A 21,352-nucleotide genomic window follows, 5' to 3' on the forward strand; every position below is an offset into this window, starting at 1 on the left:
AAATCAAGATACTGTAGAATTTGAAGTAACTAGCGTTGATGAAGAAGACATTATCTCAGTATCTACGCAAGGAATATTATCTTATCAAGAACAGCAGAAGTTAGCAGTAGAACAACTAAATATTCAAGGAATTAAGGAACGTTGTTTGCATGCTTATAATAAACAAGAGGTTTATAATTTACTACAAAAGCATGCTATTACTTATGGAACTAACTATCAAGTTATTCAAGAGCTAAGCTTAGGAAAGAGAGAAGCAATTGCACGCTTAGAAATTTCAGAATATCAAGTAGATGAGTTAGCTGATTTTATGCTTCATCCAGCATTGCTAGAGGGGATATTACAATGTATAAATGGATGGATGAATCAAACTGGACAAACTAGCTATTATCTTCCTTATAAAGTGAAGGAAGTAGAAGTTATGCAACGTGTAACAAGTAAGCACTTCTTTGTTTATGTAAAATGTGTTGAAAATGTAGCGGACAATAGTCAAGCATTCCATATAAAACTTTTGGATGAAAAGGGTCAAATGATTATCATGATGAAACACTTCATTGTAAGGCCAATGGAGGTACAAACTATAAAAGAATATACAGAACAAGGAATAATCATAGATCATTTACTTTCAGTTGAAAAATTAAAAAAATTAGTTGAACAAGATATTCAAAAAGCAGCTGCGAAAATTTTGAAGGTGAATCCAGAAAGATTTGATGTGAATAGTGAGTTCGATGAGTTTGGTTTCGATTCTGTAGGTTTAAAAGATTATGCGGATCAATTAAGCGAGATTTATAGGGTTGATATTTCGCCAACTGTATTCTTCGCGACATCCAGTATTCGTAGATTAACTGAGCACTTGCTTACAGAATTTGAACATGAGGTTAGAAACTACTATGAGGGATCATTTGAACATGGGAATAATTCAAAAGAGAAGGGAAAGGTTATTGTTAACAAGTCTTTACCTTCATTATCTAAGCGCTATGAAAATAGGGGAAGAAACCGTTTCGGAAAAAATAGTGAGCCAATTGCTATTATTGGTATGAGTGGTACATTTCCTAAGTCGAAGGATCTTAATGAATTTTGGGCGTATTTGGAATCAGAAACCAATTTAATTACAGAAATCCCTCATGATCGTTGGGATTGGCGTGATTATCATGAAGACTATGTTGATGGGAATATTAAAACTAAGTCTAAGTGGGGAGGTTTTGTTCCAGATGTAGATAAATTTGATCCGCGCTTTTTCAAAATTTCTCCACATGAAGCAGAGATGATGGATCCACAGCAACGTATGTTCATAGAAATTGTTTGGAAGACTATTGAAGATAGTGGGTATAGATCATCTGATTTGTCTGGAAGAAATATTGGTATTTTCGCTGGAGTTCAGTTTAGTGATTATCAGAAGATGCTTGCCAGCGAAGGAGAGCTTAATGCTCAGATGGGGCTCGGAAATGAACATTCTATTTTGGTAAATAGAATTTCTTACCTCTTTAATTTTCATGGACCAAGTGAGCCGTATAATACAGCCTGTGCAAGTGCCGGAACAGCTATTCATCGCGCGGTAAATTCGATTCGTACGGGAGAATGTGAAATGGCGATTGCAGGGGGTGTGTGTCTAAATTTAGCACCTTATACCATGATTAGTTCAGATCAATTAGGTATTTTGTCCCCGGATGGAAAATGTAAAACTTTAGATAAGGATGCGAATGGTTATGTAAAAGGAGAAGGCGTTGCTGCTATTTTATTAAAACCATTAAGCAAAGCTATCGAAGATCATGATAATATTCATGCTGTTATTAGGGGGACTGCAGTGAACCACGGTGGTAAAGCAACGTCTTTAACTGCCCCGAATCCTCAGGCACAATCGGCATTATTAGTTAAAGCGTATGAGGAAGCTAATATTGATATGGAAACTGTAGGTTACCTGGAACTTCATGGGACAGGAACTGAATTGGGTGATCCTGTAGAGATTGAGGGAATCAAGAATGCGTTTAAACAGTTATCAACTAATAGACGGAATCCAACTACCAAACAATATTATTGCGGACTAGGTTCAGTAAAAACAAATATTGGACATTTAGAGCCAGCCTCAGGCATTGCTGGTTTATTAAAAGTAGTCTTATCAATGAAACACAAAAAATTACCAGGCATGTTACATTTGAACAATGTGAATCCTTATGTGAATATAAGAAATTCACCTTTCTATATCGTAGATAAGACTCAAAATTGGAACAGAATGAAAGATGAAGATGGGGATGAGATTCCACTCCGTGCGGGTATTAGTTCTTTTGGATTTGGTGGAGCAAACTCTCATGTGGTATTAGAAGAATATGTACGAAAATCATATGTAGCAGAATTGAAAGAACCCAAAGTTTTTGTATTATCTGCTAAAAATATAGAAAGACTCAAAGAATATGCTCAGCGCATCATTCAATATCTAGAACAAGAATTTTCTGAACAGCCAGATCAATCTTTTACTGATCTAATTTATACTTTCCAAGTTGGAAGAGAAGAAATGACAGAACGTTTGGCATGTGTAGTATCTAGCGTAACCGAATTAGTTGATTATCTTCACAATTTTGTTGCTGGACATATTGACATGGAAAAAATGTATATTAGTAATAAACAAGATGTGAAAAAAGAGAATATTTCTCTGAATGAGTTAGGCAAAACTAAGATAGATATCGAAGAGCTAGCGAATGGTAAAGAGTGGGATAGAATAGCGAAGTTCTGGGTTAGAGGAGGAGAAATAGATTGGAACTTAATCTATGGTGAATTCAAACCACACCGTATGTCTTTACCAACTTATCCATTTTCTCGAGAACGCTATTGGGCACCAAAAGATAACAAAGTAAATATGATATCTATTAAGAAAAAGTCGAAAACTATAGGGAAAACAAAAAGAGAAGAAGGCGGCTTCTTTGGTGTTTTATCACCATTACAAAGCCGTATAGAATCTGAAGGAATAGAAGAAATAGCAGCTACAGAAGAGGTTGGTTTAAGTAAAAAATCAAAAGAAGTAGATAGTAATTTCCTTGAAGAGTTAAAAGTAATATTTGCAGATATACTTAAATTGAATAAAGGTGAGGTGCATGAGGACTACAATGTAGAAGAATATGGTGTCGACTCTGTAATTTCTTCTATAATTGTACAAAGAATTCAAGAGAAGTATAGTATTTCTATTCCTTTGTCTGCGATAGCAGAGTATCCAACACTTAATGAATTAACACAATTTGTCGAAGGCATAGTAATAAGTGAAGGAGGAGTATCGCGAAATTCACCAATGAAACCAAAACGCAAAGTCACATTTACAAAGCCAATAGAGAATACAATGAAAAAACAAAAATTACCACCAGAGCTTATCCCGTTGAATGCAACAGGAGCTTATCAAAATGCATTTTTTGTTCACGGTGGACCAGGATTGGCAGCTTTCTATAATAATTTATCAAAAACTTTAGGAAATGATTACCCAGTTTATGTGTTCCAAGCTAAGGGTGTTGACGGAAAAACTATGCCTAGAAACTTTGAAGAGATGGTTTCGCATTACATGCACTGTATAAGAATGGTTCAACCAAAAGGACCATATGTAATTGGTGGTTATTCCTTTGGAGGAATTATAGCTTTTGAAATGGCACAACGCTTTATGCGCCAGGGTGAAGAAGTGTCGAAGTTAATTATCTTTGATACTTTTCCACCTGATCCTGAGGCGAATGAGATTTTCTACTCTAATAGTGATCCTAATAACGCATTCTTTAAATTGATGATGGGTAACGAATTTGCAAATGCTCGAAAAAATAAAGCAGCATTAATTTTACCTAAGGACTTACAGGGTATTCATCCATTTTTGCATATTTCTCATATAGCTCAACTTGCCAAACAAAGAGGAGGAAATCCACTTCCAGTTGAAGAGATTTATAATTTTATTACAGGTGCTTGTCGACTCAATGATTATGCTGGAGCTACTTATGACACTTATAAGCCTCAAGCCTACTATGGAGATGTATTATATTTTAAAGCTACAGATGGTTTTGTTGGAGAAGACAATTGGATGGGATTAGATCCTGTCAATGTGTATAAGGATTATGATTACACAGGGCCTTGGCGTAAATGGGTGAAAGGAGATATGGATATTATTCAAGTTCCTTGTGACCACTTTAATATTTTAGAAGAGCCTTCCTTATCTATTGTTAAACGATTTATTCAAGCAAGTTTGTATTTAAAAACTGAAATCGAATATTAATTTATGTGCTTAAAAAGCCTATATCTAATAGATATGGGCTTTTTTGTAAAAAAAGTTGACAAAAAAAGTAAAAGTAAGATAAAATAAACCTGTAACCTATATGACCCAATTTTTTTTTCGTTCATACATTTTTAGAAAGAAAGGGGAGTAAGATGCCAAAAGCATTTACAGAGAGAGAGAAAGAAATTATTCGTAAAGATTTATTGGAAAAGGCGAAGGAATTTATGTCTATTTATGGCATTAACAAAACAGGGATTGGTGATTTAACAAGAGCTGTAGGTATCTCAAAAGGAGCCTTTTATTCCTTTTATAATTCAAAAGAAGAACTTTTTTTAGAAGTTCTAGAAAAATTCGAGAAAGAATTTTATGATCAATTATTTGAGGAGGGGTTCCAATCCGATAAAACACCGAAAGAGAATTTTAAAGAATTTTTTAAGAAAAGTTTATCTATTGTAGAAACAAATCCAATAATGAAAAGGTTGAATAACGAAGAACTTAAACATTTTTTACGTAAGTTGCCAGAGGAAAGGATACAAAATCATAGCAACCGGGATTTTAATCTGATTCTTCAGTTTGTTAATAAAGAAAAAGAAAAAGGGCATATTAAAGAGTACGATTCTCAAGCTATTGCGGGAGTAATTAGAAGCATATTTTTTATTTCACTACATAGAGAAGATTTTGTTAAAGAGGCGTATCCTCAGACAATAGATTTATTAATAGATATGGTTACTAGTTACTTAACTCAAGAATAAATATAGCTGTGGGGTGTGAAATGATTAAGTTGACAGACTTTTCAATGAAAAATGTAGCGGCGGTAATAATAATTATTATTATGTTGATCGGGGGAGGTTTTTATATGACCTCGACCTTGAAAATTGAGAGATTGCCAGATGTCTCTTTGCCCTACGTTACAGTAACTACCCAGTATTTAGCTCCACCCGATGAAATTGTAGAACAAATTACAGAGCCTTTGGAGAAAGCTGCATTAGGAATGGAAGGGGTAAAAAGTGTCAGCTCTACTTCTAGTGATAACTTTTCTTTAGTATCAATTGAATTAGAACCAGGAAAGAATCCAAAAGACCTAAAAAAAGATATGGAGAGTGCATTAAATAGTGTAAAGTTACCAGCAAAAGCTGAACCACAAGTTTCCACTATTACTGTTTCATCTTTACCAGTCTATACACTATCCGTTTATAGCGATAAATTGAATGAAAAAGAATTAAAAGATATCTACGATGAAGTTATTCTTCCTAAATTAAATTCTATTAAGGGTATGGAGCGTGTAGAAGTACTAGGAATGAGAGATGAAGTTCTTTCCATTAAATTGAATGCTGATGCACTTGAACAGCATGGACTAAGCCCAACGCAAGTATCTGAAATGGTTAAAGGATCTCTTGTATCTGCTCCAGTTGGAGCTGTTAATGTAATGAGTGATACAGAAGTCGTTCGGGTTAAGGGCGATGTTCAAACGGTTGAAAAATTAAAGACGTTAAAATTTATGACACCAACGGGTCAGTCTATTCAATTAAATAATATTGCTGAAGTGTCTATATCTAATGATTCTAAAACTATAGCACGTTTTAATGGAAAAGCAGCAATAGGGATTAATTTATATAAGACAAAAGATACAAATTCTGTTGAGTTTGCAGAAAAAATAGATAGTTCTGTAAAGAAATGGAAGGCAGACCTATCAGATGTTAAGTTTTATACTGTTTTGAATGATGCAACAGAGGTTAAAGAATCTATTCAAGGGATGATTCAAGAAGGGTCATTAGGAGCAATTCTAGCATCTTTAATGATTTTGCTCTTTTTGAAAAATATTAGGATGACATTGATAGTACTCGTATCGATTCCTCTATCAATCGTCACTACATTATTATTTATGGCACCTCTTAATATTACTTTAAATATTATGACTCTAGGAGGAATGATTATTGCTATTGGTCGTGTGGTAGATGATAGTATAGTAGTTATAGAGAATATCTATCGTCAATTACAACGGGCTCAAGAACGTAATGAATCTGTCATTAAATTTGCTACAAAGCAGGTTTCGTCTGCGATTACGTCTTCTACATTGACAACTGTAGCTGTATTTGCACCAATTGGATTTGTAACAGGAATTGTAGGTGAAGTGTTTCGACCATTTGCTTTAACGTTAGTATGTGCCTTAATGGCATCTTTACTTGTAGCACTTACTGTTATTCCAATGTTAGCGAAACTAATGGTGATGAGAGATAAAAAGATTGTATACCATGATAATAAGCTTAGTCCGATGACTTTAGCGTATAAACGTACGCTTGTGTGGTCTTTGAATAATCGTTTTAAAACTTTGGGGAGTGTAGCATTGATATTTATCTTATCTGTCGTATTTATTACTCCACAATTGCCAGTTTCATTTTTACCTGAGGCACAAAAAGATAAAAGCATGAAGATTCACATTGATATGCCAAAAGGAACATCATTAGAAGAAACGAACAACAGAATTCAGGAAATTGAAAGGAATTTAAAGGAAGAAAAAGATGTAAAAGGACATGCAACATATGATTATCTTAATGCTATTGTTGGCTATCGTGATGAAGAGGTTGATAGATTTTCATATAAAGCAACCATATTTGCTGAGTATAGTGATGATACTAATGCCACGCCTGCTATTGAGAGAACGAAAAATAGTATTTCTAAATTGCTTCCTGAAGGCTCAAACGTGCAAGTAATTCTTATTGCAAGCGATCAAGAATCAGCGGCAGCAACATCACATTTTTCTTATGTTCTTAAAGGAGAAAATAATGAGAAATTAGAAAAAGCAGCTACTATGGTAGAAAATAAAATGAAAGAGCACTCAGAATTATCTGATGTAAAAAACCACGCAGGTGAATCTAAGCAAGAGATTGAGATTAATGTAAATAACGATAAAGCACAAGAAAATGGTCTTGATTCTGGGCAGGTTATGTATATGGTTAGAAGTTGGATTGCAGAAGAGCAACTTACTTCATCTAAACTAGATAACAATAACTATAAAACAAAAGTGTATATAGATCCTAAATATAAAGATAGTGTTAAAAAGATTGGAGAATTATTACTAGTAAGTCCGGCAGGTAAAACTATGAAATTAAATGAAGTTGCTGATTTAAAACAAGTAACTGCACCATCAGCAATTTCTAGAGAAAATCAAGTTCGGACAGTTACAGTAAGTGCAAAAATTGATGTTGAAGACAAAGCGGGAGTGAGTAAAAAGATTGAAGGTGAGCTTGATAAACTTGATTTTCCTTCTGGGGTAACTGGGGAGCAAAAAGGAGTATCAAATGAGATTGATGAAGGATTTATACAGATGTTTGTAGCAATGGGAGCATCAATTTTTATTGTTTATCTTGTAATGGTACTTACTTTTGGTAATGCTGGCGCACCATTTGCTATTCTATTTTCATTACCACTTGCGGTAATCGGTGGTCTACTTGGGCTGCTAGTTACATCTGAGTCAATCAATGTTACTTCTTTAATTGGATTTTTAATGTTGATTGGTATTGTGGTAACGAATGCTATTGTATTGATAGATCGGGTACAGCAATTACGAGGGAGTGGATACTCTGTTAGAGAAGCCTTGATTGAGGCTGGCACAACACGGTTGAGACCAATTATAATGACGGCAGGTGCAACCATTATAGCACTTTTACCACTAGCGTTTGGAATGTCAAAAGGAACTTTAATTTCTAAAGGATTAGCAGTTGTTGTAATTGGTGGTTTAACTACCTCTACCTTGTTGACTTTAGTAGTAGTTCCATGCATTTACGAATTGATTGAAATTTTTAAAAATGGAATAAGTAGATTATTTAAAAAACGTTCTGGTAATGATCCTAACGAAAAAATGTCGATAGATAAATAAAACAGGACAGATTCTAATTTTTAAAATTCTATTGATTGTATTCCATCTTTATATTATTAAATACACTTATAGATACTTAAGGGGGACAAAAAAACATGAGTATTGCTGTCGATTTAAATAATCCTACACTATTTTTTAACGAGGAATTCTTTCAAAATCCATATCAGACTTATCGTGAATTGTTAAAAATGGGAGATATGAGCTTTGTAAATTTATATGGAGGTATGTGGTATCTGGCGAGCTATGATGTAATTACTGAGGTAATAACTGATAAGCGTGTATCTCATGACAATCTTCCATTCTTAGCAATGCAATTTACTCAGGAGCAGCAAATTGCATTGTCGGAATTTTTCAGGCTTAATAAACTTTGGTTAATTCATGCTGCTGACAAAGAACACAGACGTTATAGAACACTTCTTTCAAAAGCTTTTGGATTAGCTATGAAAGGAATAGGAAAAGAAATTGAAGCGATTGTTAATGAGCTTATTGATCGAGTAATTGATAAAGGGCAAATGGATTTTATCAAAGATTTCGCTTACTTATTACCTGGGATGGTAATTTCTAAAATGATTGGTATTCCTATGAAAGACCTAGATTTGGTTGTGAAGTCTTCTGATTTATCTTCTCAAGTATTTGGTTCTACTCAAGCTAATTTTGAAATGGCTCTTGAAGCACAGCGCAAATTAGTGGAACTAGATGCATATTTAAAGGCACTTATTGAAGAGAGAATGAATCAGCCTAAAGATGATTTATTAAGTTATCTTTTAAGTGTTGATGACAATGGAGATAAACTAACTGTTGAAGAGATTGCTGCTCAATGTGCTGCATTATTGTTTGGGGGACATGAAACTACAAGGAATTTATTAGGAAACGGATTATTAGCACTTATTAAAAATCCAAATCAAATGGAAGAATTGAGAAAAAACCCAAAATTAATTAAAACGGCAGTTCCAGAAATGCTTCGTTATGATAGTCCTGTTCAGTTCACTGTACGTGCTGTTGTAGAAGATATGGAGGTTCAGGGTCAAAAAATACCGGCAGGTTCACCTATTCTATTTTGTTTTGGTTCTGCTAATCATGACCCTAATAAATTTAATAATCCTGAAAGATTTGATATTAAACGTAATGAATCTCGTAATCTATCTTTTGGCATGGGAGCACATTCATGTACGGGCGCACAACTTGCACTTATGGAAGGAGAAATTGCATTTAATACATTATTAAAGAGGATCCCTGATATAAAATTAGTCAATAATACACCAAATTGGCATTATAATGCTGGTTTTAGAGGATTAAAAGATCTTCATATTACTTTCTAAAATCTAAATGGTGTTTTGTAAGATTAAAATAATCGGAATAATGCGTTTTTAATGAAGATTAAAAATGCATTATTCCATTTTTATAAAGGAGATAATAATCATGATTAATGTCAATGATCTATATTTTACTTATCCGGGTCAAGAAAAAGAAACGATAAAAGGGATGAACTTTTCTGTTGATCACGGAGAAATTTTTGGCTTTCTGGGTCCTTCAGGTGCCGGAAAAAGTACTGTGCAAAAAATAATTATCGGAATTTTGAAACGTTACAATGGGAATGTGAATGTATTAGGAAAAGAAATAGGGGACAGTAATTCAGACATTTATGAGAAAATAGGGGTTTCTTTTGAACTGCCTAATTTATATATTAAGTTTTCTGCTTTGGAAAACCTTAATTTTTTTCGTTCTTTTTATTCTGGAGAAACAGAAGAACCTATGAGATTACTTGAAATGGTAGGACTTGAAAAGTATGCTAATAATAAAGTATCTAGCTTCTCTAAAGGTATGAAAATGAGATTGAATTTTGCACGTTCGCTTTTAAATAAACCAAATCTTATTTTTTTAGATGAACCTACATCGGGTCTTGATCCTATTAATTCTAAAAGAATAACAGAAATTATTCTTCAAAAAAAGAGAGAGGGAAAGACAATTTTCTTAACAACTCATAATATGAGTGTGGCAGAAGAGATTTGTGATCGAGTTGCTTTTGTTGTGGACGGGAAAATTAGTTTAATTGATTCTCCTCGAGAGTTGAAATTGAAATATGGAAGGAAAAATTTACGTATAGAATATAAAGTAGGTAGTGAGAATAAAACATTTGAATTCAACTTGGATGACATTGGTAATAATTCGCAATTTTTGCATTTAATACGGAATAATAAAATAGAGCGTATGCACACTCAAGAAGCAACACTTCAGGACATTTTTATTGAAGTGACCGGAAGGAGTTTACTATGAGACTCTTATCTGCTGTTAAATACGATATAATTTCTCAATTTAGACACGGATTTTACTATGCCTATTTATTTGTGACAATTTTGTATATTGTTCTTTTAAGACTTTTGCCAGATGGGATTAGAACAAGTGTAGAAACTTTGGTGCTTTTTTCTGATCCAGTTGTACTTGGCTTTTATTTTATAGGTGGGATTGTTCTTTTGGAGAAAGCTCAAAACACATTAGATAGTTTATTTGTTACACCGTTTAGAGTCCATGAGTATATTACTTCTAAAATTATTTCCTTAACACTTTTAACGGTGGTTGCAAGCTTTGTAGTTGCTGGATTTACAAGAGATTCTGGCTTTGCTCCAATTCCTATGCTAATTGGAGTAACATTAAGTTCAATTTTTTTTACACTTCTTGGATTTGCGATAGTAGTACGTTCGAAATCCGTAAATAGTTATCTTTTAATTTCACCAGCATATACCCTGGTTTTCTTTTTACCGGTATTAGATTACATAAATATTTTTAAAACACCTTTATTCCATATCATACCAACATATCCAGCCTTGGTCCTCATTGATGGCGGGGGAGGAAACTTATCATTGTTTACGATGTTGTATTCAATTACGATAATAATTATTTGGATAATTATTGCTTATATTTGGGCATATCAGTCATTTTATAAATATATTATATTGAAGATAGGGGGAGGGGGGAATTGAGAAAATTAGTAGCTTTATCCCTTGGAGATCTTAAAAATATTACCCGTGATGCTATGTTAATTGTAGCAATTTTTGCTCCAATTGCTCTTGCTTTATTTGTCAAATTTACATTTCCATTTATAACTCAAACTGCATATGAAATGTTCTCTTTAAATCTTATAGAGCACTATGAATTTATTATGAGTTTTCTTATTCTACTGTCGCCTTTTATGGTAGGAGTAATGGCAGGATTAATGCTACTTGATGAACAAGATGAGAATATATTAGCATATATTGCAGTAACACCACTGTCTAAGTTAAAATATTTAATGTATCGTTTACTAAGTCCAATAGTTATTAGTTTTATTTTAACCCTTTTTATTCTGTTATTTACAGGAATAGTACAATTTAAGTATCAATTACTACCGATTGCTTTAATGGTGGCTTTAGAGGCACCAATTATGGCTTTGTTTTTAAGTAACTTTGCTAATAATAAAGTTGAAGGACTTGCAATAACTAAAGGAGCAGGAGTTATACTTTTTGCTCCACTAGTGGGTTATTTTATTACAGAAAAATGGAATTTAATTGCTGGAGTATTTCCGACATATTGGATTTCAAAAATATTTGTAGCAAGCTATGATAGTACACATAATTATATAATTTATATGATAATAGGGTTTATCGTTCATGGATTATATATTTTCTTTCTATTAAATAGATTTAACTACAAACAAACCTAATGATTAGATACGATACACGTATTCTTTTGTTAGACTGTGTAAAAAGACTTAATCTAGGTCTTTTTAGATGTCTACTTAATGTAAGGACTTAAATAAACTTTGTCCTTATTAACTATTTTAACACTAAAAAGAAAAGCGTTAAAAATTTAGAATTGTGTGTTTGATAAATAATTATAGTTATGATTTTTAACAGGATTCCAAGTTATGCTACAAATCTAATGGCAACAATGCAAGAAACATTAAAAGCATCTTCTGGTATTGATCTAAAAGAGTTATTGGAGGGCTTTGCTGGAAAAGGTGCCGTGCAACAGGCTGTGAATGACAAACCTGTTGTGCAAGTAGTAGAAGAAAAGGATAATAGTGAAAAATAATAAAAGAAGGCCCCTAGCATTAGGGGCTCTTCTACATATGTTCAGAAATAATAGGCGTTTCTTTAGAAGTATGATTCATTTCTTCTAATCTGTCTAACACTCTTCTTTTCTTATAGAGCATTTTACCTACTTCCGCGATTTCTTCAATTGTTTTTCGGTTTAAGTAAGCACCAAAAATCATTCCAGCAACAGGAATCATTTGAAATAATTTTTTCCAGCCGTAATTGTCACGATAAACAGTAAATACTTCGCGCCATGATTTAATTTGTGACATACTATCATCGTGATCGGAACGAGCATCAAAATATTTTAATTCATGAAGAATCGTTTGTTTTCCCACAATATCAGATGAAGAGAATTGTAAGCACTTTACGATGAAAAGTCGTTCTTGAACATCTTCAGGATTATAGCCATAACAAATTGCGATTTCTTGTAACACATTTAGTGACATGCTTAAAACTGCAGGGATATCAATTGCTAGTGTGAAGATGCCACCAAATCCAGTTGTAGCTCCTTGTGCAGTTGCAACTGATTTTCTGTTTTCAATAATTTTATCGACGATTGTATCCATCTCACTTAAAGGGAAATTTTGAACATCTTCTAGTGAAACGGCATTTTCAAATTTCTTTAAAGTTGTTTCCGGATGAATTAAATATTTGCTTCCAGAGTTGAGATATTGAATGAGTTCATCTAGTAAAACATTAATTTTTTTATGTATAAACTTTGGAGTTAACTTATCAAGAATAGCAAACGGGATTTTCCCCCATTTTTCAAAGAACCAAAGGTCTTCTTGGTCTTTCTCCCATTTTTCAATGTGTGCGATTTCTTCTAATAAAAGCTGTTTGGACTCCATCTTTTCCCTGCTTTCCTATAACCGTTTCTTTCTATTTTACTGGATATTTTTTGAATAATAAATAAAATAAAGCATCCGGCCATGCATAGAAGCGATCAGATCCTTTTCCTGCCCCATGCCAAGTGAGGAGAAAGAGAGAAAACGAGTGCAGGTCACCTTTTGTTATCTATAGTCGTGGCTATATGTCGAAAAATCAAAATGGATTTATATACTTTCTTATTCGTTTAACTTCATTGCAACGTTTTTTCCATTTACAAATACCTCAGCTACAGCTACTACAACTTCCATCATTTTCTCATGGCTTATCACGTTAGATGACAGAGAAATTACAGGATTGTCAGGTAGGATGCCTTGTATAGGAAGTAGATATGCTAGTACAATAAAATAGATATATAAGTTATGTAGAGCTGGTTTATTTTTATATGTCAGTATTTTCTGTGAAAAAATTGTAATTTGAAAGTGGTGGATTCAGTGAATCTATTGTTTGAAGCAATAAAGAATAAAAATCTTGAACAATTAATAAAAGCGATTCCAATGGTGGATATAGATGAACAAGATCAGTTTGGAAGAACGCCTTTGCATTATGCAATTGTAAAAAAGGCTCCTATTGAAATATTTGAAAGATTAATAGCTTTTGGGGCGAACCCAAATATAACAGATCGTCTACACGAGTCAGTACTTACTAAAGCGATTAAGTTTAATAATAAGCAAGCTGTGCAATGTTTAATGGGAAATGGAGTAGAACTCAATCATCCGAATGGGATCAAATGTACACCTTGGTTTCAGGCAAGACATACTCCAGAATTAGCTGATTTATTATTAGAAACAAAAGGAGCTATCCGATTGAAACTAACGGAAAGTGAACAAGCCATTATTGAAGATTGTCTGTATAGAGAGACTGCTGAAACAAATGCTTATTTTTATAAATTGAATACACCAGAATTACTACATGCTTTTGTTTTACATTTTAATTGGGATGCTGATTTACAGCCGATGGAAATGGTATTACAACACGCTAATTGCCAGGAGATTACTGCTATTGAAATGTTTGAATTAGTAGATGGATATTATTGGATGGAACAGAAAAATAGTAATGATGAGGAACGGCAGTATGTAGCTTTTGTACAGCGTATTTTAAGTAGGTTTCCTAATATATTATAAGTTTTGGGGAGTTTTTATCTCGTACAAATTAGCAACGTTTTCTCTACTTAGGGAGGTTTGACTTTATACGTAGTGTAAAAAGTAATCTGCAATAAAAGTTAGGGGAATGGTTTTGAAATTTAAAAAATTAAAGTTACAGTCAAGAATTACATTGTTTATCGGTACACTTATTCTCTTTGTTATCGTTCTAACAAGTTTTCTTTTTTACTATATATTGTCTGAAACAGTGGAAGAGCAAACTGGTAAAAGGGCGTTACATGTTGCCAAAGCGGTCGCTACCATACCTGAAATTCATGAGGCGTTTCAGACAGAAGATCCATCTGTTATTATTCAGCCAATTGTTGAAAAAATACGAGTGGAAACAGATGCGGAATTTATCGTTGTAGGGAATACAGAGGGAATCCGTTATGCCCATCCTGTACGGGACAGAATTGGAGAAGAAATGGTTGGGGGCGATAACAAAGGGGTTTTAGAGGATGGAAAGTCGTATATTTCAAAGGCGACTGGGACGTTAGGTCCTTCTTTACGAGGGAAGGTGCCCATTCGTGATCAAGAAAATCATATTATCGGGGTCGTATCTGTCGGGTTTTCAATGGAGGATATTCATGACGTAGCGGAAGCATATGGAAATCGAGTGTTGTGGATTGCTGTAGTTGGATTAGTAATCGGAATAATTGGTTCTATGTATTTGGCGAGGAGTATAAAAAAATTAATGTTTGGGCTGGAACCAGAGGAGATTTCATCCCTGTACGAGGAACGCAGTGCTGTCATTCAATCTGTTCGTGAAGGAATTATGGTAATAGATAAAGAGGGTTGCATTAATCTAGTCAATCAAGCAGCTTATGAGATTCTTTCGTTAGAAAAAAAGCAAAATATAATTGGGGATTCTATTTTAAAAATTATCCCGAATACCTCTATATTAGAAGTGCTCCGAACGGGAGAAGAGCAATTAGACCGGCAATTGGATATAAAAGGGCAAGCTGTTATTGCAAATCGATTACCTATCATAGTAGGAAATGTAGTAATTGGAGTTGTGTCTAGCTTTCGATTAAAGTCAGAAATGGATCAATTGACAGAAGAATTATCTCAAGCAAAACGATATACAGAGGCACTTCGGGCACAGGCACATGAGTATAACAATCTTTTGTATACGCTATCAGGGCTTATTCAATTAGAATCTTATGATGAAGCGATGGAGCTCATTCATAAAGAAACAGCAGTGTATCAAGAATTTGTTCAGTTTATTATGGAGCGTATACAAAACCCATGGTTAGGTGGAATCTTAATTGGATTTTATAACCGAGCGAGAGAGCTAAAAATTGATTTTATTTTAGATCGTGAGAGTAGTTTACAAAAGCTAGGTTCTCATATTGATAGTAATCACGTTGTTTCTATTTTAGGGAACCTAATTACGAATGCTTTTGAAGCGACGGAAAATAATCATGAAAATGAGAAAAGAGTAAGACTGTTTGTAACAGATATGGGTGAAGAGATTGTGATTGAAATTGAGGATTCAGGTTTAGGCGTTGATGATACATTAATTGCATACATATTTAATCGGGGTTTTTCTACAAAAGAAGGGGAGAAACGAGGCTATGGATTAGCCAAAGTAAATGAGTTAGTTGAGGAGTTACATGGAAGTATTGCGATTGAAAAAGGGGACTTAGGCGGTGCATTATTTATTGTCGCATTGCCGAAAGAAAGTGGGGAATTGTAATGTCTGAGGGGATTGAAGTGTTAATTGTAGAAGATGATGTTCGCATCGCAGAAATTCATCGTCGTTTCACTGAAAAAGTGGGGGGCTTTAAAGTGATTGGCACTGCGACAACAGGAGAACAAGCGAAAGAATGGTTAGAGCTTGTATCGCCGCAACTTGTTTTATTAGATGTGTATTTACCTGATATGCAAGGAACGGAACTCGTTACATATATTCGTCAAAATCTACATGAAACAGATGTGATTATGATTACAGCGGCATCGGAAGTAGAAGTTGTCCATCACGCACTGCGCGGTGGAGTAGCGGATTACATTGTAAAGCCACTTATGTTTGATCGTTTTAAAAAGAGTTTAGAAAACTATCAAAAGAAAATAATGCAATTCAAACAAAATCAGCAATTGTCACCGGATCAAATTGAACATTTATGGTTTAAAGGACAGGCGGAAAATAGTCCAGGTGGTTATGCCCCAAAAGGAATTGATCCTTTGACATTAAATAAAATTATTAAGTATGTCTCTAAAGTAGGAGCGGAAGGAATTACAGCGGAAATGCTCAGCCTAGAGGCGGGTGTAAGTCGATCAACTGCAAGGCGTTACTTAGAGCATTTAATTTCTGAAAAGAAAATTTATGCGGAGCTTATATATGGAAATGTGGGTAGACCAGAACGAAGATATTTTCAAGTTTCTTCATAAAAGTATAAAAAGTAGAGATTTCTATAGTCTCTACTTTTATGCTGAAAAGAGAGAAGAACTTTTTGTTGCTTCGGATTTTTATCTAAGTCTTTGATCCATAAAGGTCTCAGATAAGCCAGCAAGCCAGTGACACATAAAGAACCAAGCAGCCAGCCGATGGATAATCCTGTTAAGGAGAGTATATAGCCAGCTAGGCTCCCTAGAATGAGTAATAAAAGATTGGATAATACCATATTACGGCCTTCTTTCTGATTCATAATCACTGAAAAAACGAAACTCCTTTAAAAGAAGTTTCGTTAGATATAGTTCTTTCTCAAAAACTTATTGGAATGACACCTGTAATGATGGCAACAACTAGCATGACCATTGTCGTACCAACTGCCCATAATAATGTAAAACGTTGATGTTCACCAAAATCAACTTTTGCCATACCAACTAATAAATACGTTGAAGCAACGAGTGGGCTTAATAAATGAACGGGTTGCCCGAGTAAGGAAGCACGTCCCATTTCAGCGGCACTAATTCCGTAAGTTGCAGCAGCCTTTGTTAGGATAGGTAATACCCCAAAGTAAAATGCATCATTAGACATAAAAAAGGTAAATGGCATACTTATAATAGCAGTAATAATTGGTAATTGAGGTCCGAGTGCATCAGGAATAAGGGTGACTAAGCCATTAGCCATTGCATCGACCATTTTTGTTCCCGATAAAATTCCTGTGAAAATCCCAGCTGCAAATACTAGAGAAACGACTGCAAGAACGTTTCCTGCATGAGAAGCAATCCGTTCTTTTTGCTCTTCTATGCTAGGGTAATTAATCATAACTGCAATTGCAAAAGCAACTGTAAATAAGACTGGAAGAGGCATAAGCTCCATAATGAGACAAACGAGCAGTGTCAATGTTAATAAAAAGTTGATCCATAATAACTTTGGACGCTTATAGCTGTATTCTTCCACCGTTGCTGCTTGCTCGTTCATGATTGCTTTTTCTTTCTGTGTGTACTGTATATCAACAATCCCTAAGCGTCTTCGTTCTTTTTTTCCAAGGAAGTACGCAACGAAAATTACCCATATCGCTCCGCCAATCATCGCGGGAATAAGTGGTGTAAATACTTGTGAGGCATCAAGGCTAAGTGAACTCATTACTCTGGCGGTTGGTCCGCCCCATGGAGTAATGTTGGTAATCCCCGCTCCTAGCATAACAACTCCAGCTAAAATAAGTGGATTCATTCCAAGGCGCTTATAGAGCGGGTACATCGCAGATATTGTAATCATATAAGTTGTCGTACCGTCGCCATCTAAAGAAACAATAATAGTAAGAATTGCAGTACCAACGACAATTTTTAACGGATCACCTTTTACAACATTTAAGATTTTTGTAATAATCGGGTCAAATAAACCGCTATCAATCATAATGCCAAAATATAAAATTGCGAACATAAGCATAATACCAGTTGGTGCTAAATTTTTAATTCCTTCTAGCATCATCGGTCCTAAATCAGCGTAAAAACCCCCAATTAACGCAAATACAATTGGAATCAATATTAATGCAACTAACGCTGACATACGTTTCGTCATAATTAAAAACATAAACACAAATACCATTACAAACCCCAGTGTAGCTAACATGTAATCTCCCCCCTCATAAATGATTACGCTTTCAAAATAAGTTAAATTTTCAGAAAACTAAATCATTAAAGTAATCATAAAGGATGAAATACATGTGGTAAATAATTAGGGAAATAAAGTTATTAAAAGCATAATTTTTATTTTGTTCATATTGTTTATGGTTTCTTATTTCGAATTTTTAAAAAGATAAACCATTGTTTATAAGAGTGGTAGAATAAATGGGAAAATGGAGAAGCGTGAAGTAAGGAGTAGATATTTTAGATGAAAGCAATCATTGAAGAGATTTATAGTCCATGTACGGGTAAAGTGGAAGAAGTGTTAGTTGATGAATCATCTTACGTATATGAATGGGAGAAATTAGTTATAGTTCGGAAGAATGATGGAACTTTAAAAAAGATAGCGGTAGGCATTAGCGGTCATATACGGTCTGTAAATATAGATGTTGGACAGGAAGTCAATGTAAATACAATGCTATGTAGTTTAGAAGATGATCGTGTTATTACAGGATGCGAATAAAAAAGTGTGTAGATGTAGCTACACACTTTTTTTATTGCCTGTTAAAGTAGAATAAATTTGTAATCGTTCATTTTTGTTCTCGTTTTTGATAATATAAGCATAAGATATATTAGGAGAGAAGGGTTATACATGAAAGAAAATAAAATGGAGTTATTACTTCATCCAATCCGATTTCAATTAGTTCAAGAATTCATGGGTGGTGAGAAGCTAACCGCAAAACATCTTGCAGAAAAATTGCCTCATATTCCACAGGCGACATTATATAGGCATTTAGATAAATTAATGAGTTCGCAAATTTTATTAGTTGTAGAGGAAAAACAAATTCGCGGTACGATTGAAAAATTGTACGTTTTAAATGGAAGCATGGCTCGCATGTCACAAAATGATATAAAGGATTTGACGAAAGAAGAGCATATGCAATATTTTATGATGTTTATTACTGGGCTTACAGCTAAGTTTAAAGACTATTTACAGCAAGAGGAGATTGATTTTGAAAAAGATGGAACGGGATACACACAGGCGAGTTTATATATGAGTGATGAAGAATTTTTAACGTTCGTAAAAGAACTAAATGAAGTCTTTATGAAAGCATACGGACGTAAGCCATCACCAGAAAGAAGACGAAGAACCATTTCAACGATTATCATTCCTGAAAAAGGATGAAGGGAGAATAAAAATGGGGAAAGAATTGTTTGTGACGATTGAAAGTGTTTTTTCGCTTCAAGGAACATTAACAATTCCCGAACATTACGCTGCAACGTATCCGGCAATTTTATTAATCAGTGGTACTGGAAAAGGAGATCGTGACGGAAATACACGTGGTTTCCAATTAAACTTGTATAAAGAATTAGCGGAGTATTTTACATCTTTAGGGTTTACTGTGCTTCGTTACGATAAACGAGGTACTCATAAAAGCAAGGGTGATTACTATAAAGCAGGAGTAACAGAGTTTATTGATGATGCTGTTGCGTGTGTCAGATTTTTAAAAGAGCATCCTTATATAGATCCAAAACGAATTATTATTGCTGGACATAGTGAAGGAGCTTTACTTGCACCAGCTGTATCTGTAAGAGAATCGGTTGCTGGATTATTGCTGCTTGCTGGCGCAGCAGGACCATCAAAAGACTTATTTCCAAGGCAGATAGAGATGGCGGCCTCAGAATTAGAAACAGCTTCAGGATTTATAGGTTGGTTATCTAAAGTGTGTAAGCTTCCGCATCGTATGAAACAGAAAAATGAAGCGCTTATAAACAAAGTACAGTATTCACAGAAGCCTGTTATACGAATAAAAGGTGCAAAAGTGAATGCAAAATGGCTACGAGAACAGTTACAATATAATGTAGTTACGTATTTAGAGCAAGTATCTTGTCCTGTTTTAGCGATTACTGGAGACAATGATATACAAGTGCCACCTGAACATGCTAAACTAATTGCCGCATACGTAAAAGGCGAAGCTGAATGGCACATCATTCCAAACATGAACCATATCTTGAGAAAGTATGAATGTAAGCATACGATGATTCGATTAATGAAGGAATATAAGGGGCTTATGGATAAATCTATTGAAGAAGAGGTGTTACATGTGATGAGGGAATGGTTAGAAAAACATTATCTTTCATAGGAGCTGTAGTTGTGAAAAAAAGTAAAATGTTATTGTTTATGTTACTAGGACTTTTTATTGTGATGGCAGCGTGCGAAGAGCAAGAGGAAGCTAAACCAAAAACAAAACCAGTTCAAGTAAAACATGAAAAGAAGAAAGAAGAGAAAAAGGGCGAAAATTTGATGGATAAGCAATTACTGCTTTCTGCAACCCTTGGTGATACAGAAACAGTTTTGAAATTGATTAAAGACGGGGCAAACATAAATGTAATAGGGGAACAAGGAGAAACGCCGATAATGGCAGCAACGTATCATAATCATATGGAGACAGTAAAAGCACTGATTGAAGCTGGTGCAGATATTCAATTACAGGATAAAAATAAAGATAATCCGTTTCTTTATGCGAGTGCAGAAGGCTATTTAGAAATTGTTAAACTAACAATTGAAGCAGGGACGAATACAAAAGAAACAAATCGCTATGGTACAGCACTCATTCCAGCAGCTGAGAGAGGTCATGTCGAAGTTGTAAGAGAATTATTAACTCGTACAGATATCGATGTGAATTATATAAATGATCTTGGTTGGACAGCTTTACTAGAAGCAATTGTCCTTGGGAATGGCAGCGAGAATCATAAGCGAGTTATTCAATTACTTATTGAAAACGGGGCGGATGTAAACATGCCAGATCGTGAAGGTGTTACACCACTTCAGCATGCAGAAAAAAGAGGATTTAAAGAAATGGAAACGATGCTAAGGACAGCAGGAGCAAATGAAATAACAAAACAGCCTACACCATAATGTATGCTGCTATAAAAGGGAGATAAGGGATCAAAATAATGATGAAACCTTATCTCTTTTTATATATTCATACTGATATTTCCTCGATTCATCATTGATTTAACTCTATTGCTACTTAATACCTGTTTACGAAAATCTGAGCCACTGCAACTACAATTTTCATCATTTTTTTTATTTCTTATGTTTAGCATAAAGAAACAAGGAAGATGTAAC

General features: G+C 34.3%; 17 protein-coding genes and 1 pseudogene (1 of these 18 cut by a window edge). 15 read left to right on the forward strand and 3 right to left on the reverse strand.

Annotation, left to right across the window (positions count from 1 at the left end; genetic code table 11):
• The 8 genes and pseudogenes from QUF99_RS06585 to QUF99_RS06620 all read left to right on the forward strand — a co-directional run.
• A protein-coding gene (locus QUF99_RS06585) for an SDR family NAD(P)-dependent oxidoreductase (protein ID WP_289369133.1) crosses the window boundary here: on the forward strand, positions 1 to 4,231 show its 3' portion. It extends 4,412 nt beyond the left edge of the window; 4,231 of the gene's 8,643 nt are visible here — the last part of the coding sequence; its start codon lies off the left edge, out of view; the stop codon is at positions 4,229 to 4,231.
• A 152-nt stretch (positions 4,232 to 4,383) separates the two neighbouring features.
• Positions 4,384 to 4,983 (forward strand): TetR/AcrR family transcriptional regulator, encoded by a 600-nt coding sequence (locus QUF99_RS06590; RefSeq protein ID WP_289369134.1) that lies wholly within the window; start codon positions 4,384 to 4,386, stop codon positions 4,981 to 4,983.
• Positions 4,984 to 5,003: 20 nt separating this feature from the next.
• Entirely contained in the window at positions 5,004 to 8,108 is a 3,105-nt protein-coding gene (locus QUF99_RS06595; RefSeq protein WP_289369135.1) for an efflux RND transporter permease subunit, read from the forward strand.
• A 95-nt stretch (positions 8,109 to 8,203) separates the two neighbouring features.
• Complete coding sequence (locus QUF99_RS06600) at positions 8,204 to 9,427, forward strand: cytochrome P450 (protein ID WP_289369136.1); 1,224 nt, start codon at positions 8,204 to 8,206, stop codon at positions 9,425 to 9,427.
• A 100-nt stretch (positions 9,428 to 9,527) separates the two neighbouring features.
• On the forward strand, positions 9,528 to 10,382 hold the full coding sequence (locus QUF99_RS06605; protein WP_289369137.1) for an ABC transporter ATP-binding protein: 855 nt from the start codon (positions 9,528 to 9,530) through the stop codon (positions 10,380 to 10,382).
• Complete coding sequence (locus tag QUF99_RS06610) at positions 10,379 to 11,086, forward strand: fluoroquinolone export ABC transporter permease subunit (RefSeq protein ID WP_289369138.1); 708 nt, start codon at positions 10,379 to 10,381, stop codon at positions 11,084 to 11,086. Before QUF99_RS06605 ends, QUF99_RS06610 begins: the two co-directional genes overlap by 4 nt.
• The gene (locus QUF99_RS06615; RefSeq protein ID WP_289369139.1) at positions 11,083 to 11,805 is read left to right on the forward strand and encodes a hypothetical protein; all 723 of its coding nucleotides are present in this window, start codon (positions 11,083 to 11,085) and stop codon (positions 11,803 to 11,805) included. Before QUF99_RS06610 ends, QUF99_RS06615 begins: the two co-directional genes overlap by 4 nt.
• 191 nt (positions 11,806 to 11,996) lie before the next feature.
• Positions 11,997 to 12,176, forward strand: a pseudogene (locus QUF99_RS06620) (flotillin family protein); the annotation flags it as partial.
• A 31-nt stretch (positions 12,177 to 12,207) separates the two neighbouring features.
• On the opposite strand, the gene QUF99_RS06625 reads toward QUF99_RS06620, so the two are convergent.
• Complete coding sequence (locus QUF99_RS06625; RefSeq protein WP_289369140.1) at positions 12,208 to 13,029, reverse strand: EcsC family protein; 822 nt, start codon at positions 13,027 to 13,029, stop codon at positions 12,208 to 12,210.
• A gap of 471 nt (positions 13,030 to 13,500) precedes the next feature.
• Here QUF99_RS06625 and QUF99_RS06630 point away from each other — a divergent pair, with 471 nt between their 5' ends.
• From QUF99_RS06630 to QUF99_RS06640, 3 genes are all read left to right on the forward strand, one after another.
• Positions 13,501 to 14,190, forward strand: a complete 690-nt coding sequence (locus tag QUF99_RS06630) for a DUF4274 domain-containing protein (protein WP_289369141.1) — start codon at positions 13,501 to 13,503, stop codon at positions 14,188 to 14,190.
• A gap of 112 nt (positions 14,191 to 14,302) precedes the next feature.
• Complete coding sequence (locus QUF99_RS06635; RefSeq protein WP_483298590.1) at positions 14,303 to 15,907, forward strand: ATP-binding protein; 1,605 nt, start codon at positions 14,303 to 14,305, stop codon at positions 15,905 to 15,907.
• Complete coding sequence (locus tag QUF99_RS06640) at positions 15,907 to 16,599, forward strand: response regulator (protein ID WP_289369143.1); 693 nt, start codon at positions 15,907 to 15,909, stop codon at positions 16,597 to 16,599. Before QUF99_RS06635 ends, QUF99_RS06640 begins: the two co-directional genes overlap by 1 nt.
• On the opposite strand, the gene QUF99_RS06645 is transcribed toward QUF99_RS06640, so the two are convergent.
• Positions 16,584 to 16,862, reverse strand: a complete 279-nt coding sequence (locus QUF99_RS06645) for a hypothetical protein (protein ID WP_289369144.1) — start codon at positions 16,860 to 16,862, stop codon at positions 16,584 to 16,586. The two genes, QUF99_RS06640 and QUF99_RS06645, sit on opposite strands and share 16 nt — an antisense overlap.
• 50 nt (positions 16,863 to 16,912) lie before the next feature.
• The gene (locus QUF99_RS06650) at positions 16,913 to 18,226 is read right to left on the reverse strand and encodes a CitMHS family transporter (RefSeq protein WP_289369145.1); all 1,314 of its coding nucleotides are present in this window, start codon (positions 18,224 to 18,226) and stop codon (positions 16,913 to 16,915) included.
• 261 nt (positions 18,227 to 18,487) lie between these two features.
• Here QUF99_RS06650 and QUF99_RS06655 point away from each other — a divergent pair, with 261 nt between their 5' ends.
• The 4 genes from QUF99_RS06655 (at position 18,488) to QUF99_RS06670 (ending at position 21,139) form a co-directional block, all read left to right on the forward strand.
• Complete coding sequence (locus tag QUF99_RS06655) at positions 18,488 to 18,742, forward strand: hypothetical protein (RefSeq protein ID WP_289369146.1); 255 nt, start codon at positions 18,488 to 18,490, stop codon at positions 18,740 to 18,742.
• 129 nt (positions 18,743 to 18,871) lie between these two features.
• On the forward strand, positions 18,872 to 19,405 hold the full coding sequence (locus QUF99_RS06660) for a helix-turn-helix domain-containing protein (RefSeq protein ID WP_289369147.1): 534 nt from the start codon (positions 18,872 to 18,874) through the stop codon (positions 19,403 to 19,405).
• Positions 19,406 to 19,418: 13 nt separating this feature from the next.
• Positions 19,419 to 20,363, forward strand: a complete 945-nt coding sequence (locus QUF99_RS06665) for an alpha/beta hydrolase family protein (RefSeq protein ID WP_289369148.1) — start codon at positions 19,419 to 19,421, stop codon at positions 20,361 to 20,363.
• Positions 20,336 to 21,139 (forward strand): ankyrin repeat domain-containing protein, encoded by an 804-nt coding sequence (locus tag QUF99_RS06670; protein ID WP_289369149.1) that lies wholly within the window; start codon positions 20,336 to 20,338, stop codon positions 21,137 to 21,139. The genes QUF99_RS06665 and QUF99_RS06670 overlap by 28 nt, the downstream gene beginning before the upstream one ends.
• Positions 21,140 to 21,352: the final 213 nt, after the last annotated feature.

Source organism: Bacillus sp. DX4.1, assembly GCF_030348195.1.
GTDB lineage: Bacteria > Bacillota > Bacilli > Bacillales > Bacillaceae_G > Bacillus_A.